Origin of the sequence: Microbulbifer sp. GL-2, assembly GCF_007183175.1 — a bacterium.
Classification (GTDB): domain Bacteria; phylum Pseudomonadota; class Gammaproteobacteria; order Pseudomonadales; family Cellvibrionaceae; genus Microbulbifer.
This window is the reverse complement of sequence record NZ_AP019807.1, coordinates 4,625,658-4,642,562: the sequence shown is the minus strand read 5'-3', so window position 1 is coordinate 4,642,562 and position 16,905 is coordinate 4,625,658. Positions and strand designations below refer to the sequence as shown.

At 38.2% G+C, this 16,905-nt stretch carries 10 protein-coding genes; 7 read left to right on the top strand and 3 right to left on the bottom strand.

Annotated features, from left to right (window positions below; genetic code table 11):
- Positions 1–173 precede the first annotated feature (173 nt).
- Positions 174–1,622 carry a glycosyl hydrolase family 18 protein gene (locus tag GL2_RS22240; RefSeq protein WP_143732513.1) on the top strand — a complete coding sequence of 483 codons (1,449 nt, stop codon included), beginning with the start codon at positions 174–176 and terminating at the stop codon, positions 1,620–1,622.
- A gap of 238 nt (positions 1,623–1,860) precedes the next feature.
- Here the strand turns inward: GL2_RS22240 and GL2_RS20105 are convergent, their stop codons facing one another.
- From GL2_RS20105 to GL2_RS20095, 3 genes are all read right to left on the bottom strand, one after another.
- Positions 1,861–3,387: a lytic polysaccharide monooxygenase gene (locus tag GL2_RS20105; protein ID WP_143732512.1), complete on the bottom strand. Its 1,527-nt coding sequence runs from the start codon at positions 3,385–3,387 to the stop codon at positions 1,861–1,863.
- Positions 3,388–4,044: 657 nt separating this feature from the next.
- Positions 4,045–4,782, bottom strand: a complete 738-nt coding sequence (locus tag GL2_RS20100) for a hypothetical protein (protein ID WP_143732511.1) — start codon at positions 4,780–4,782, stop codon at positions 4,045–4,047.
- Positions 4,783–5,103: 321 nt separating this feature from the next.
- Positions 5,104–6,891 (bottom strand): cellulase family glycosylhydrolase, encoded by a 1,788-nt coding sequence (locus GL2_RS20095; RefSeq protein ID WP_143732510.1) that lies wholly within the window; start codon positions 6,889–6,891, stop codon positions 5,104–5,106.
- A 554-nt stretch (positions 6,892–7,445) separates the two neighbouring features.
- On the opposite strand from GL2_RS20095, the gene GL2_RS20090 reads away from it, so the two are divergent.
- The 6 genes from GL2_RS20090 to GL2_RS20065 all read left to right on the top strand — a co-directional run bounded on the left by GL2_RS20090 (position 7,446) and on the right by GL2_RS20065 (position 16,860).
- On the top strand, positions 7,446–9,359 hold the full coding sequence (locus GL2_RS20090) for a glycosyl hydrolase family 8 (RefSeq protein WP_143732509.1): 1,914 nt from the start codon (positions 7,446–7,448) through the stop codon (positions 9,357–9,359).
- 702 nt (positions 9,360–10,061) lie between these two features.
- Positions 10,062–11,093, top strand: a complete 1,032-nt coding sequence (locus GL2_RS20085; protein ID WP_143732508.1) for a polysaccharide lyase — start codon at positions 10,062–10,064, stop codon at positions 11,091–11,093.
- Between the two features lie 548 nt (positions 11,094–11,641).
- On the top strand, positions 11,642–12,478 hold the full coding sequence (locus GL2_RS20080) for a TauD/TfdA family dioxygenase (protein WP_197736485.1): 837 nt from the start codon (positions 11,642–11,644) through the stop codon (positions 12,476–12,478).
- Positions 12,475–13,938 (top strand): FAD-binding protein, encoded by a 1,464-nt coding sequence (locus GL2_RS20075; protein WP_143732507.1) that lies wholly within the window; start codon positions 12,475–12,477, stop codon positions 13,936–13,938. Before GL2_RS20080 ends, GL2_RS20075 begins: the two co-directional genes overlap by 4 nt.
- A gap of 182 nt (positions 13,939–14,120) precedes the next feature.
- The gene (locus tag GL2_RS20070; RefSeq protein WP_143732506.1) at positions 14,121–15,983 is read left to right on the top strand and encodes an L-tyrosine/L-tryptophan isonitrile synthase family protein; all 1,863 of its coding nucleotides are present in this window, start codon (positions 14,121–14,123) and stop codon (positions 15,981–15,983) included.
- Between the two features lie 193 nt (positions 15,984–16,176).
- Positions 16,177–16,860 (top strand): HAD family hydrolase, encoded by a 684-nt coding sequence (locus tag GL2_RS20065; RefSeq protein WP_143732505.1) that lies wholly within the window; start codon positions 16,177–16,179, stop codon positions 16,858–16,860.
- Positions 16,861–16,905 lie beyond the last annotated feature (45 nt).

Genomic DNA, 16,905 nt, shown 5'->3' with positions numbered 1-16,905 from the left:
ATGATCTGATAATTGCCGGCTTTCTCCAATTTGTTATTCCGATGAATTGTGTCATGAACTATATTCAGAAAAGGTTTGATGAATTAGGAACGGCGCTAAGCGTTGGCATCAATATTTATTCATCTAAATTAGATGGATGATAAATTCAGGTTATTATTTTAGGGGAGTTCATAATGTTAAGATATAAAACAATAAAAGTGATGGTTGCTTTTGGTTTTTCTGTGGTTTCTAATTTTTCATTTGCAAATGAAATGGTTAATCCAGATGGAGGTTTAGTAGTTGGTTATTGGCATAACTGGTGTAATGGAGCTGGATATTCAGGCGGAAATTCACCTTGTGTCTCCTTGGAAGAAATTAACCCGATGTATAATGTTGTTAATGTATCCTTCATGAGAGTAGAGAGTTTATCAGGCGATAGAATTCCAACTTTTAAGTTAAACCCTAATATAGGTCTTTCTGAATCAGAGTTTATCAGTCAAGTTGACAAGTTGAACGAGCAAGGTCGTGCGGTATTAATTGCACTGGGTGGTGCGAACGCTCATATAGCATTGAGAGCGGGCGATGAAAAATCCTTTGCTGAGGAGCTTATCCGTATAACAGAGCTTTATGGTTTTGATGGATTAGATATTGACCTTGAACAGGCTGCAATTGAAGCTTCTGATAACCAGACAGTTATTCCGGCAGCGTTACGCATTGTTAAAGACCACTATCGGGCACAAGGTAAAAATTTCCAAATTACAATGGCTCCGGAGTTTCCTTACTTGACTCAGGGCGGTAAATATATTCCATACATTGAAAACCTTGAAGGCTATTATGACTGGATAAACCCTCAGTTTTATAATCAAGGCGGCGATGGCATATGGGTCGATGGTATTGGTTGGATTGCACAGAATAACGATGCACTAAAACGGGACTTTGTCTATTATATGTCAGACTCGCTTGCAAACGGCACTCGTGGGTTCCATAAAATTGCACACAATAAGTTGGTATTTGGTATACCAGCCAATATCGATGCAGCAGCCACTGGATTTATTCAAAACCCTCAAGATCTCTACCTCGCCTTTGATCAACTCGCGGCGGATGGTCAGCCTTTACGAGGTGTGATGACATGGTCAGTTAACTGGGATCTGGGGACTAATGCATCAGGGCAACCCTATCGAGAACAATTCATAAAAGATTATGGCCCTTATATTCACGGTCAGAAACCGACACCGCCGACCAATGGTGAGCCAACAATTATTGGAATAGAAGATATCAGGGTAGTGCAGGGCTCATTCTTTGATCCCATGCTTGGAGTAACAGCAACTGATTCTGAGGATGGAGATTTGACCTTTGCCGTTACGATTGATGGTCAGGTCGACACTTCAACTATAGGGAACTATACATTGACGTATCGAGTGCGAGACAGTGATAACAATGTTACATCCAAAGTTAGGACTGTTGAAGTTCATAATAATACTTGTGCAGTTGCGTGGGATGTGAACTCAGTCTATATTGCTGGTGAGCGAGTATTTCATAAAGGCAAACTGTGGCAAGCTGGTTGGTGGACGCTTGGTGAAGAGCCTGGTACCACTGGTCAGTGGGGCGTCTGGCGAGAATTAAATGACGACGATTGTAGTTGATCAGTAAATTTCTACGGGATGACTGTTCGAGGGTAGATAAATCAAGCTACGTATTCATTAGGGGGGCATTTTTATCTCCCCAACTTGGTTGGAAACCAAGTTGGTAGAGGGTTCCTAAGCTTACTAGTTTCGACCATATCAAATTTATGGTTAATGCTGTAAGTAATTTTAAACAAACACCCTATTAATTAAATTCTTTAACTAATAGAGTGAAGTGAAACTTACTCTATTATTTATACTACCTACAAATATCACCACTAACCTTTAGTTTCTGGATATTGGGAGAACCCTTTGTACCAAGAAATCCAAACTCAACTGTTTGACCGATAGCAATCTTCTTATTCCAGTCAAGATTAGTCGCAGTATATGAGTTATTGCCTAACAGTTCCGAACTCCAGTGATGGGTAACCTGGGAGCCGTCAGTATAATGCCAATATACTTCCCATCCATTTATGATCGTTGAACCTGTATTGGTAAGTCGAATATTGGCAACAAAACCGGTATCCCATTCCTCTGAGATAACATAGTCACAAATAACACTACCACTATCGTTAACACCAACATTTACTGTTTGTGAGGCTTGATCCGTTAACTGACCATCACTTACCGTCAACTGGACATCATATAACCCGGGATTTATATATGTATGATTTGCATTAACACCATATAGAGTTGGACCATTGTCACCAAATGTCCAAGCATAAGTCAACGTATCTCCATCAGGATCATTGGATGTACCGGCATCAACGACAATAGTTTTATTATCAATCTTGTGCAAGAATTTTGCATTAGGTGCACGATTCGTAGTATCTATTTGTTTTACCTCTATGGTTATCGTGGCAGGAGATGACTGGAGATTTTCATTATCCGTAGCGGAAAACATAAATGAGTCGATACCTACATAATCAACATTTGGTGTATAAACTCTATTTTCATTAGTGCCAGAAATAGTACCATGACTCGGTTGTTGTATTATCTGGTAATCCTCAATAAACCCATCACTGTCTGTGCCAGTTAAAGTGACTATCAGGTTTTCATTTTGTTTAACAGTTACAGATTGGTCATAAACGATTGGCGGACTACCCGCACCAGAGTTGAACATAACATCTACACAGCCATGAAAGCGTTCATAGGTCCATTGATTACGCCCCCACTCCGCATATATTACGTGACGGCCGCTACGTTCTGGAACATCACAGTAGGTATGAAATAGAGAATTGTCTTTATCGGGAATAATTTTTAGGTTGCCAGTTGGATTAGTATCATCATAATCTAGCTTGCAAAAAGCTTCTGACTCAAAATCCGACCATCTCAGTGGTACTCCAACTTGAAAGTGAAAGTCTGGTTTTGTTATCCAGTATCGAAATTCTTCCGTATCTTCAAAGTGGGAACCCCAGGAAATATTCCAAGTGAATTTACGATTTCCTGCGCTGATGTTTACTATCGGCCAGTCAATTGCAGAGTCCCAAGGAGTCGGACCTCCATTCCAAGTTTCACTGTCGAATCCACACACACGTTCAGGTAATTGCTTTACAACTGAACGACCCTGAGTATGGGTTAGAACACTCATGAATTGATACCCTCCTAAATGATCTGAGGCAAACGCCTCTTCACAAATAGTTCCACTTGCTTGGTCTGGTTTGATTTCCACACCGCACAATTGATTTCTTGATTTGGGTTCTTGTATCAATCCATGAGAAAAAACTGTTGTAGATACAAGTAATAGTGCGCCAACCGAAGTGGCTCTTATAATAGAAAAACGCATCAAATTTATGTCCTTTATCATCTGAATGGAATATTAATTTAATAATTTATTTGCTAACTGCTTGTATCAATGGCTGACGGAAATTAACATATTCTATGTTCCTGTAAAATAGATACTAAATTAATGATTTATCTATGATGTGTATAATGAATACTTATGCTTTGATTTTTTAGTCGCAATATCTGAAGTACAAACATCTATCCACCATAACGTAAAATTAAATTTCACTGTGGAATTCTGGAGAGCTAAGTTCTGGTCGTTAATTATGTGATGGATCTATCTAGATATGTAATTTCTGCATATATATTTATTACATACATAATTAATTTTATTTTTTTGCTTCGTGCTTATAAGGTTAAAATGATAATGTCAGACTCCATCATTAGTTAGTTTCGGTGATCATTGATATCTGTGTACGATTGATAACGTCCAGGATTGCTTTGTTTACGTGTCAGGCTGGTATGTATATTTATAACCAATTTGAATGTGGAGTCTATATATAGTTGATTAATTCCTTTCAAATTGTTAGCTGGCTTTCCTCAGAATATAGATTCGTATAGTTATTTTTCGCTTATTCGACAGTGGTTATAAAAGCTTTCACTTAATATAAGAGTAGTCCATCATCTATTGTACTAATTTTATGAAAATAGATATAGGTTAATGAAAAATATGAGCAAATAGTAGCTTCATAGCTGTTAGGTCTTCCTGTAAAGAACGTGCCGAATTTATTTTGGGGTTATCAGAACGAAGAAAAGCGTAGTATTGCTTGCTTAGTGAAGCTGCAGCTTTTCTAAATCCTCCCATATTAGAACGATATATTTCATACAATCCATGACCCAAGCCGCCCTCAATTCTATATTTGCAAAGAATTGAAATATACTTATGGGGTCCAAGAAACTTCTCAAAATCTTCTTTCGCCATTTTCCCATACATTCTGTTTGGTGTATTAGCTTGTACTTCACCAGCGCGACCATTAGGCAATCTAGCAACAAAATTAAGCCCTGAATACCCACAAGGATCTTGTTCGGGAAAAGTCTCAGAATTTTTAATTATGCCATAGCCATTTCGGCTTATACAGCTGGCTATTAATCCCTGTCTTACTTGAGATAAACAGCTCTTATTGTCCGCAATAATTGTCATGCGCACAAGATCTTTAAGGTCATAAACATCCCCGCCATAATCTTTGTTAATTTTATCAAGAGCTCTGTTTTTACCTTTAACTGGGCCCGGAATAATTTTTAGTCCACCGTAACAATTACTACTAATAGCTGAAGCTAGCTCTGCAAGTTGTTCGTTGGAACCTCCGGCATCATTGTATAGGTATTTCATGAGCCTATCTTGAGCTACACCTCTTATTTCCTCCAAGTGTCTCTTTGGGAATCTAACTTCCGACATTAGTTTTTTCCATAATACTCTGGTTACAGATGAGCTTAGTTTTAGTTGGTGTTAACTAAAAGAATGGTTGAAAAATCGTTTTTTTATTAAAAATTTAATTTAAAAAATAGTATTGTTTTTTTCTATTTGAGTGATTTATGATTTCATCTTTATGTTTCGGAGTTGTGTATACTGTAACCATTTTATCGATCTTATATATAATAAATTTGGTGAAATATATGTTGGGCACAGTGCTTCAGGATTGCTATCTGCATCAATTGGATGGAGTGGCATAATTCACAAATAATAGTTAAAGCGAATTATGCCACTGGAAATCAGCTGTTATTTATTACCCCAAAGTCGGTTTAACAAATCGGTTTTCCTGGTGTCAAACACATTCCATTGTCCCCAACCTTCAGTATTAGAAACGGGGTCGTATTCATGACCGTACCACCCTGCGGCATCTCCAGATTCAGGGTTAATTGCCCAATAACAAGCTTCAATTTCATGTTCTACCATATAGTCAACAGCAACGTTTTGCCAATCTTCATCAATACCTGGTGCAATATGTTTCCATCTTTTTTGGTCTCTGATTGGTGCTGTCCCGGCGGGCCAGTCCATATTTCCACCAAATTCACCAATTACTATGGCAAATCCCTCGTCACGCAAGTAGCCAAAATGTTCCTCCCAGCCATTTACTAGTTTCTCAGTGTCTATCAAAATATTGCATTGCTCATCTCCAGCAGCATCGCCTTCAAGTCCATTGCATCTTTCTTGTGACTCATCCATAAATTGTCTCTGAACAAACACGGAGGGCCCGTAGATGTGAGGAGATAAAACTAAACGTTCCTTTGGAATATTGAGTGGATTATCGGCCTGACCATAAAAATTCTCTCCCCAGTTGGGATTTGACTCTTCATTTCCATGAGGAACAGGAGTTCCATCAGACTTCTTAGCTGCAACTCCTTCAACTACAATTAATATATCTGAATTGACTTTATCAATTTCCTGATAAGCGCTTTCAGCAAGTGATTTCCACTCATCCCATGTGTAGTCCCAAGGTTCATTGAAGATATCAATACCTAATATATTTCCAACCCCAAGTTTATCTGATAAAGAAGCGATTTCTCGCAGGTTTTCTAGCCACCTATCCTCGTTATACTCATGGACGGTAACTCCAGGTCCTGCATCTGAACAGGCGTAATCTTCTCGAGTAAAGTCATACTCTTCGCGATCAGCATCAGTATATGGTGGTATTGCATCCAATCTACCTGCTCGCCAACCGACATAATTGGAGCAGGAATGAATATCAATAATGAGGTTCAAGTCATTTTTATCTGCCAGTACAATAAAATCTTCCAGGGCCTGACGGGAGTTTTCAGATAATACAGATGGGTGATTTTTAAATACATCAGGAATGCCTTGAGGGTTATCAGCCTCCAGTGTTTGTGGCACAATTGGAAGTCTTATTACATTAACACCTTGTGCTTTGATCTCATCTATAGTTTGCTGGATAGTTCGTCCGGTTCCTTGTCCTCCATTGGCCCAAAACGTATTACCTATAAAGAGTTCCATCGGTGCGCCACCTGGGTTATTCGCATCATCCGATGGTTCATGGCGCCCTTCAAGACCGAACCAAGCTCCACATCGTACTGGTAATACCTCATCGTTTTTTGTAATTTTTCCGCTACCATTCACACGAAAGACACCTTCAGAAGGTTCCGGGGGCTCTGGCGGGTCAACAGGTTCACAAACAGAGCCACTAATGACTGGACTTTCAGCAGGGTCACTATTCTTGGTACCCTGAAAGCCAAATTCTATGGAATGACCTGGCTCAATAATTGCGTTGTAAGATTCTGGCAATGCGGTATAAGGATTATTACCAGAAAGTTTAGTGCTCCAATCGTTGGTTATACGATCTTCCCCACTATATACCCAGTTCACATCCCAGTCACTGATAGTGCTGGTGGTATCGTTGGTAATTCTAATTGACGCAACAAAACCATTATTCCATTCATTTTGCACCCTGTATTCGCAAGTCGCTGCAAATGTGGGCATTGCACTCATAGTAAATAGGCTGGCGCTGAGGGGTAGTATAATTCCAGAAAGCTTCAAAGTTAATTTATACATTTCAGAATCCCAATTATTTTCTTAAAGACTCGCAATACAACGTACCCAGTTCTCAATTTAGTATTTAGTGTCATCACATTGGAGTAGTAACGATAAATTCCGAAGTACAATTATTGAATAAAAAAAAACTGTTATCTGCTAAATTTAATCAGCTTAAGATAAGAAGCGATAAATTTGAGACAAAACGGACGTGCCAATTAATAACTTCCCCAGATCTCCCCTTTTTGTGAACACGATCACTTTTTTAGGTATGTATTTTCAATGTAATGGTTTCTCTACTTACTCCAGAACACTTAAGGTGATGTTTACCTAGGGGAGAAGGCAGAGCAGCACTTGGTATTGAACGAGATGAAATAGGTTATTTTGTGGGTGGGTCGGACGCCCAAATCTATACGTTCTAGTTAAGTCAAATTATTGTTTCAAAGTTGTCAGCGAGTCTAAGAATATTTCAAAGATACAGTTTAAAGGATAGTTGTTTACAGTTTTAGCTCTAGTAATGAATTTTCTCCTCTAAAATGGATGTAATTCATTAACTGTGAACTTTGGAATCTGTAATGAATAAGCTCATGGATAGATTTGATATGGAGTTTTTCCTCTCTCAAAGTAAAACTGCATCACAGAATAATTTAAAGACCATTACTTTAAATATCAGACCGAGGAAGAAGAGTATGGCTAATTTTAAATCTATGAGATCTCTATTCTGTGTCGTAATTATGGCACTGTCCGCCTCATTCGTGACTGCACAAAACTACCCATTTCCACAGAATATTGATTATTACGGCATCAAACCTAACAGCCAAACAACCCAGAGCCAAAACGAATCTGTCAAAGAGTTTTATGATTATTGGAAAGATAAATACCTTCGTCAGTCAGCAACAATAGAAGGTGGCTATTATGTACATGGCGCCGATACAGATGGTCATGGTAAGGGAACCTCCGAAAGTCACGGCTACGGCATGGTTATTACAGCACTTATGGCTGGATATAACCAGAATGCTAAATCTGAATTTGATGGATTGTTTACCTTTTTCAATACTCATCGTAGCCATCTTAATGCAGAATTAATGGGATGGAAAATTGACGAATCGGAAACATCTGGAATTTATAGCTCGGCGACAGACGGTGACATGGATATTGCTTACGCATTATTACTAGCCGACAAACAATGGGGGTCTAATACTGAGATTAATTACAAGCAAGAAGCCATTGATATGATCAACAATGGGCTTCGAGTTTCTGACTACAATAGTGAATCGAAGCGATTGATGCTGGGCGATTGGGATACGCAAAAAATTTACACGACACGCAGCTCCGATTGGATGACAGGACACTTACGTGCGTATGAAAATGCCACAAATGATGCAGAATGGCTAGCAGCGATTGATTCGATATATGATATGGTGGCTCAGCTTAACACTCAAAATAGTAATAGTGGCTTGATGCCTGACTTTGTTACTGGACAAAATCCTCGACCCGATACCGAGAATGACAACGGCACTGGCGAAAAAAACTCTGGACATTACTATTACAATGCTGCTCGTACGCCTTTGCGATTGTCTATGGATTACATTCATAATGGAGATCAGCGATCAAAATCGGCATCAGAAAAACTTGTTACCTGGGTTAGGCTACAAATAGGCGATAGTTACGATTTTAATAAATACTATTCTGGTTATACTATAAATGGAAATGTACTTCCTGGCGCTGAGTATAATTCCACTGTATTTATTGCACCAGTTGTAGTGGCTGCCTCTGTTGATTCTGCTAATCAAGAAATGGTCAACGCTGGTTGGAACTATATAAAAGCAAAGCACGAATCTTACTTCGAGGATACAATAAACCTTTTAAGCTTGTTGGCACTAACTGGTAATTGGTGGGCGCCCAATCAAACCACGGGTAATGATAATGGTATACCGATTGCACTGAGTAAATCGGCTACCACTACAATGAATATGCCTGTATTGATCCGCTTAGAAGGAATTGATGATGGCACAATTACTGCGTACCATATTCACACGCAGCCAGCTCATGGTGCTATAAGCTGGTCAGGCAGTCAGGTGAACTATGTACCATCGAAGAATTATATCGGCTCTGACAGTTTTAGTTATACCGTTACTGACGACGATGGCAATGTTTCTGTGCCAGCGAAAGTTACATTATCGGTTATAGAAGATACACTTCCGACTTTGAGCTGTAATGTAAAAGAAGAATTCTGGACCGGAGGGTTTCTAGCCACAGTTACTGTAACTAACACTTCAGAGGCTGTGCTAAGAAACTGGCAAGTTGATTTGTCATTGGGGGTAGGTGAATCCTTTAACTATGGCTGGTCCGCAAATTTTAACGCATCATCTAATCCTTTAAAAGCTAGTGGCTTAGAGTGGAATAACCTATTGCAGCCTGGCGAATCAACTGATTTCGGATTTATAGGTGATAGTATCGCAGGTCACAGTAAAATAACTTGCCAATAATATTGCATATCGTCATAGTGAAGTATAAGTTTAATTGATCAGGGTGGTCAGCTGTTTACTTTTTATTTTAACCGACAAAGAGTAAGTGTTGGTGGATGGTAAGCAGCTGACATAAAATAAAGCATAATTTATTCATGGCTTAAGCTAAGTGGCAGCCTCGGTAGGCAATTGATAATAGCATTATAGGTTTTCCCCAGATTGCCAACCTAAGTGACACGCGCCTGCCCAACAGTAATTTCAGTGGACTCAAGTAATTTAACACCTTCCTTGAGCGGGTGTTGATTTGAAACGCTGCATCATCAACCCGGCTGAGTATCTTGCCAATTTCTATACCCTTCGGCAAGAATGTAGGGTTAAAAATAGTCGCAGTATAAAAATAAATATTTACCCAAAAGATGCATCACCAAGATGAGAAGGGCGTCATAATTCCAACTTACCCCAAAACTGGACCTATCTGCCAATTTATAGATGATTAGTATATTCATATTCGGCACTCTAGTCCGCTAAAAAACTCTATACCCCTTGACCTCAATCAATGAGAGCAATTTATTAGGAGGGTACATAACTGATTCAGTCGGTACCACTCACAAAGAAGTAAAGATCGAAAGTCGCCAAGTAAATTACTCTCAGATTAGAGAGTCGATCTACTTATAGTATTAAATAATTACATTTTTTATTTCAACCTAAGTAGCGGAGTAAATAGTGAACAATAAAATTGCTTTATTACTGTTGGTGTTTTTTTATGGATTTTCAAATTTAACATTTTCCGATATTTTATCGGTAAAGCCTGATTCGGCGACCCATGCTTTAAAAGATACACCTCTATCTACAGCTACTGAGTATACAGATTACGCCTTATTTAGAATGAACTTCGAAGTTAATTCCCCACTTAAAATAAATAATGATCGTTTAAAAGTGGTTACATTTTCCTCATCCGGAGCCAACAGACTACTTGAAGCTAGCTATATCCCATATAATAGGGGATCTGAGCGTATCACCGGAAAATTACCTCTGAACAATGCTGTTAAATCAGCAACCCTAAGTTACGATGTAAAATTTCATAGCGATTTCCAGTTTGTTAAGGGAGGTAAGCTCCACGGCCTTGGAGGCGGTAGTAGCACTACAGGGTGTGACCCTGTTGATTCTAATGGTTGGAGTGTTCGTGTAATGTTTAATGGTGATGGGGCACCCAAATTATATGTATATCATCAAGATAGGCAAAGTTCCTGTGGTGACAGCTTTTCAAACTTTACAGGCTTTAAATTTTCTTTGAATAGATGGTATAGAGTAGAGGTTTTTGTAAAATTGAATACCACTGCTAATAACGCTGATGGGTATATTGAGCTTTATGTTGATGGAAAAAAGATTGTCGAGAAACATGGTCTACGGTTAACAGGCAATATGAATGCATTAGTAGACACATTTATGTTTAATACATTCCATGGAGGTTCAACCGAGGATTGGGCACCGTCCAAGACTGTTAAAGCATATTTTGATAATTTTACTGTGAAAAGCGAAAAGCGGATTTTTGGTAAGAATGGTTGGACATGTGAGTATAAAGAGGGGGGAATCTACACGGCAAATGGAGCCTGCTGCATGAATTCCTGCGGTTCTTGCGGCGGTAGCGGTTGCGGAGATCTTCCAGGAGGAGCAACTTCCTGTTGCAGTATTAAAATTGTAAATGAAGCACCGCTATGCTCTTATCCAAATACAGGCGCCCCCTGCAGGCTCTAGCTGATATTTATTTGATCTATCATAGCGGGCTAGATGCCCGCTTTATATATTTAGAAGCTTGGTAAAACTCTGAATCTATTGGGACATGCTGTTATTACTGTAACGATTGACTTTACTATCTGGATAAAGTTAGGTATTGAAATTAATACAAAAAAATAATTATATTTTAATATTCTAAATATCTTCCGTATAGATCGCTTACTGCTAAAATTTTTATCATTTTATGATTAGCTCTGAATATGTACTAATCCTAATTTTCACAACCCTATTACCATAACAACAATCGCTAAACAGAAGCAAACCCTCCAAGTTTGAAATTGAGATGTTTGGCACATATTTCTAGAAAATACTCTGGCTTAATTGTTCTCGCGAAATATAAAAGGAATGATAATAAATATATTTGGATTAACGGTTAATCTATATAAGACTATGGCTTTAAGGGAATGGGTTACGCATCAAATCATTTTTTATTGACGATTGCTCATAATCATATGACATATTCGAAAGATTTTAAATTATTACCTGATTAACAAAGGGTGTAATCTATCGTGCATTACGAAACAATAAAATTGAATCCGTTTGGTGTGATGCTGAAACCAAAGAGTGGTGCTGTCAGCATTAGACACATAGAAATCGATCTTTTACGTGAGCTATTTAACAAGGAATTCTTTGTAGTGTTAAGGGGTTTTGAGCCCCTAAGAGACTCCCTGGATTTTGAAACTTTTAGCCAGTATTGGGGTGAAATTGACATCTGGCCATTCGGGAAAGTGCTGGATTTAATCCAAAATGAAGATCCAGATGATCATATTTTTGATAATAGTTATATGCCTTTACATTGGGATGGAATGTATCGACCCAAAATACCTCAGTATCAAATATTTCAATGTGTTAAAGCACCATCAGAAAATCAAGGCGGCAAAACGTATTTTTCCAACACTTTTAGTGCCTTAGAAAATGCCTCTACTGAAGATGTTAATGTTTGGAAGCAGGTAACAGGGACTTACCAGAGGAAGATGGAATTTTACAACAGTAAAGTTATATCGCCTATTATCACCAAGCATCCGCATAGAGAGTATAATGTTATTCGTTACAGCGAGCCGCATTTTGAATCCAGGGGCAAGCTAATCAACCCGCCTATAACCCGTTTCACCGGTATTGATGTAGAGTATATTGATGATTTTCATAGAAGTCTACGTAAAGCCCTATATTCTCAAAATACTTTATATGCTCACAGGTGGCAAACAGACGATATAGTTATCAGTGATAACTTTACACTTTTGCATGGTAGAGAATCTTTTAAGTCTAAATCCTCTCGCCATATTCGTAGGATTCAGGTGCTAAGTAACCCCCAATTTGAAAATCCAGGCTTGGATTCTTACCAATGAGAATAAAGGAAACCGATATAGTCATTATTGGGGCGGGCCCAGTTGGACTAATGTGCCATTATCTTGCTCAGATGAGCAATATAAATTCCATCGTACTAGATAAGTCTGGTGGCCCATTAAAAGTGGGCAGAGCGGATGCATTAAATGCTCGGACTTTGCAATTATTAGAGATAGGCAGTTTATTTGACGACATTTACCCCTTGGGTTTATCTTGTGATACAAGTTCTGTTTGGAAGGATGGGAAATTTATATCTCGCCAATCTGATTGGTGGAGAAGTCTAAAGGGATGTTTTCATAAGCATTTTCTTATGCTTGGTCAATCCCATCTGGAAAATTTATTAGACGAAAAACTTACAGAAAAAGGATCTTCAGTAAAGCGTTTAATAAAAGTCGATAACATAGAGATTAAAGGTGACGGATGTTACACTACATTAAACAACGGGGAAATAATTTCTTCTCGTTATGTTGTGGGTGCAGACGGTTCTAAATCATTTGTCCGCAATCTTTTCGATGTTGATTTTGAAATTGTGCGTCCAAATATTATTTGGGCAGTAATCGACGGTATTTTAGATACCGACTTCCCTAAAGTCCCAGAGATAATTGTGTTTCAAGCTGAAACAGCCGATGTCGCCTGGATTCCTCGAGAGGGTAAATTAGACAGATTTTACGTGCGGATGGATACAAAAGAATTTTCCATCGAAGATGCAATAGATAAGATTAACAAGGTGACACGCCCCTACAGTGTGCGCTTTAAAGAAATAGAGTGGTTTTCCCAGTTTTCAGTAAGGGAGTCAGTTGCTGAAAATTTTATTCTCCAGGATAAAATATTTTTGGCGGGTGACGCAGCTCATATCCATTCTGTAAATGGAGGGCAGGGTTTAAATACTGGTATATCGGATGCATTTAACTTGATTTGGAAAATTAATATGGTAATGAATCACGGCATGCCTTCCAACTTGTTGCGCACTTATGAATATGAAAGAAAGCCTGTTGCAAAAAATGTGATTGAAGGATCTGGAGAGTTAACTCGTTCAACTAAGTTCTCTGAAGCTGGAATGCATGCACAAGATTATGTAAAAATTATAGAGAAAAGGGCTGGGTATATAACGGGGATGGGGGTTGAATATAGCGGAAAAGGTCTTTCAGGGTCAAGAGTTTTTGATTTTAGTATATATGAAAAAAAAATAAAAAAACGTTTATATAGTATTTTAGACTATTCGAAATTTACTTTACTAATTGTTGGTGATGCTGAATTTTTAATCTGCATGCCAAAAGTGGTTAAATTGATGCAGGTCTATTTCGAGGAAGGTTTTGGCCGCTATTGGACAGATGACACCACATATAAAGATAAAGCGATTTTAATTCGTCCCGATGGTCATATTGAGTCTGTTTCTTCTCTGGAAAATATTGGTTCTCTATTTGAAAATCTAAATTTACCCTTAAGTTTTTCGATTGCTTAGGTATTGCTCACATTAAAAATAATCCACTCAATTGCAATATGGGGAGGGCAAATATATCTTCGGTTTATTTGGGGGTTATATTATTTTATTGCATAAAGATAAGCTTAGTGCTTAGCTAAAAAAAGTATATGTTCATTTTGGTGTGATAATAAATTATAAAATTCAATCAGGGTGCATTAATTATGTCCAATGTGGTTGTTCAGAGAAATGTAGAGGAAGTATTTTTTATAATATTCAATCAGCTCTTGGAGCAGTCTGATGCAAATATTGAGGGTGTATTAAACCTTAAAAAAATAATCACTAATTATTCCCTAAGCAAGGAAAAGATTCAATTTTTGCTGCCGGCATTCCCTTGTAAGACTAACAATCTTGATAAGGTGACAGGGTGCGATCCGGATTTAGGTGAATATTTGGTTTTAAAGAAATTTGTAAAAGCCATACGTGATATCCAGTCAGTATATGAACCTGGAGTTATCTTCTATATATTTTCAGATTATCATACTTTTTCAGAATACATCTCAGTGGATCTTGACCGTCATTATAGCTACGCCAATGGGCTTAGGGATATGGTTGAAAGTTTGAATTGCGATGACTCACTAAAGATTGTAAATTTTGAGGATTTTGAAGATTTTAAATTGCTTGAAGCACAGGAATACAGCAGGGCACTACTTCTAAAGTATGGAGATAAGGATTACATAAATAATTTTGAGTCATTAAAGCTCAGAAATAATAAAACGAACGATACGTATCTCGGCTTGAAGAAGTTTATGAGCAAGGATCAAAAATATATTCTGGCCGAATTTTCTGACAAGGAGCGTCGTAAGCGACTCTCTCAAATTGCCAAGGGTATGATGGTTCAAGGGGCGGCGCTTGATAAATTTCTACTGAGGAAATTTGGCAATTGTATTCGCTTAAGTATCCATAGACATCCTATGACTGGGGAGAAATATTCTCTAAATCTTTTTGAGAATTATCCTTTCAGGACGCCTTGGCATAATACAGTAATGTTTGATTCATTGTCCGGAAAGTATGTTGTTGATTCCTTTATTAACAATAAAAACAGATATCTAGCCATTCCTGTTGTTTTTAAAGGCAAGATATGGTGCCTTCTTAAGTTGTCAATCAATATGACGTCAATAGAGCAACCTCAAAGGTCAATAAAGGCTACTCTCTATCGTGAAAAGGCGGGGCTTGTGCTCGATTGTGGAAATTTAGATTTATCCATTTTTTCGCTTTCCCATAAGGAGTTAAGTAATTTAATTAAAGAGTTTAACTCTGTTACACTGCGTGGGTTTAAGAAATTTCAGAATCGATTGGATCTGGAGAGTTGGTATGATAGGTTTGGTCCACTAGTCCCATATAAGTCAGGAAATATTAATAGTATTTCATTTTGCAATAACTCTTACCTCTCTGGCATTAAATCTCCTGTTTTACTAAGTTGGAACTTGAAATGGCCTCTTTCATATCTTGACGGAAATCATGGTAAATATAATTATGCGGATATTACACCTGGTCATTTTGTAATTTATGCTTATAAAAACAAGTCTCTAAAGCAGGAATTTTTAACTGTCGATACCGCTTTGGCTGTGCTTAGAATGCATGGAAAAGAACGAGAGGAATTTCGAAAGCTAACCCTCAGATACCCCTTACTTGACGGAAATTTAAATTACAAATACATCTCACATCCTGTGTTAATGCAATGCCCATTGACGCATCAGGATATAATCCGTTGGATACCATGCAATGGTGAAACTTTATCATTGCAGACTTCCTCTTCGAGTGAAATGGATATCCAGGCATTTCCTGAGTTTCATAATGAGTCTTCTCTAACACAAAAGCTGGATGAAATATGTATGGATGATCAGATTCAAATTTCACATCACTTAATGGAGGGTGATGTGTTAATTGTCAATAATCATACTACCTTGCAAAGCATTCCTAAATTAAGTAACCAAAGTGAGCTTTGGTGTGCCTCACTTCAACCAAAATCTATTAATTCACCATGGAAGCCACATAATATCGTAAAGCTTGATCAGCTGGGTTAGCATAACACTGTAGAATGCCTTTATGAATATCATGCCGATCAATCATTAAAAATGTAAGCAATTTTTATTTATCAAGTTGATTGTATCAGATGACCTGGCTTTAAATAATACTCGCCAACTGCATTATAATGCCAATAATTGCAAGGCAATGATGCTAATTATTAAGTAATAATAAATATAAACGGATTGTGTAATGAGAGCTATTTTGTTTGATCTTGATGGTACCCTTTTCGATACTTCTCCAGACTTTATCTTTGTACTTAACTTACTGAGGAGACAAGAACGACTTCCCCCTCTCCCAGATGAAGAAATTCGCAACATGGTTACTAATGGCTCTAAAGCACTAGTAAAATTAGGATTTGAAAAAGAAGAAGGGGATCCGGGTTTTGATGGCTTACTCCAGCGCCTGCATGATCTATATCGTACACACCTCTCAGACCGAACAATACCTTTTCCAGGTATTGAGGCTTTATTGAATCAACTCGCATACAAAGGTATTCCTTGGGGTATTGTAACCAATAAACCAATGGTATTTACATTTGAACTTATGAAGGCATTTGCACACCTGCCAGCTCCGGAAACTGTAATTTGTCCTGATCATGTGAAGAGGTCAAAACCTGATCCGGAACCTTTACTTCTTGCCTGTAGACAGATTGGTTGCCCGCCCTCTGAGGCTATTTATATTGGTGATCACCAGCGTGATATTACCGCAGGTCAAAAAGCAGGTATGGCCACTATCGCTTGCAGATATGGCTACATTGATGCGTCTGAAAGCCCCGCCAACTGGGGCGCAGATCACCTAGTGAACTCCGCAGAAGAGATCTGGTCCCTACTGAAGAAGCACTACTTGGTTTTGGAAGATAAATACAATTTGTAATAGCGAGATTAGTTAGTAGGGGCAGGGCCTCGCTCAACTCAGAGA

Bases quoted from the DNA above. Each gene is read 5' to 3' on its own strand.
- GL2_RS22240 (WP_143732513.1), top strand. From the start codon at position 174: ATGTTAAGATATAAAACAATAAAAGTGATGGTTGCTTTTGGTTTTTCT.
- GL2_RS20105 (WP_143732512.1), bottom strand. From the start codon at position 3,387: ATGCGTTTTTCTATTATAAGAGCCACTTCGGTTGGCGCACTATTACTT.
- GL2_RS20100 (WP_143732511.1), bottom strand. From the start codon at position 4,782: ATGTCGGAAGTTAGATTCCCAAAGAGACACTTGGAGGAAATAAGAGGT.
- GL2_RS20095 (WP_143732510.1), bottom strand. From the start codon at position 6,891: ATGTATAAATTAACTTTGAAGCTTTCTGGAATTATACTACCCCTCAGC.
- GL2_RS20090 (WP_143732509.1), top strand. From the start codon at position 7,446: ATGAATAAGCTCATGGATAGATTTGATATGGAGTTTTTCCTCTCTCAA.
- GL2_RS20075 (WP_143732507.1), top strand. From the start codon at position 12,475: ATGAGAATAAAGGAAACCGATATAGTCATTATTGGGGCGGGCCCAGTT.
- GL2_RS20070 (WP_143732506.1), top strand. From the start codon at position 14,121: ATGTCCAATGTGGTTGTTCAGAGAAATGTAGAGGAAGTATTTTTTATA.
- GL2_RS20065 (WP_143732505.1), top strand. From the start codon at position 16,177: ATGAGAGCTATTTTGTTTGATCTTGATGGTACCCTTTTCGATACTTCT.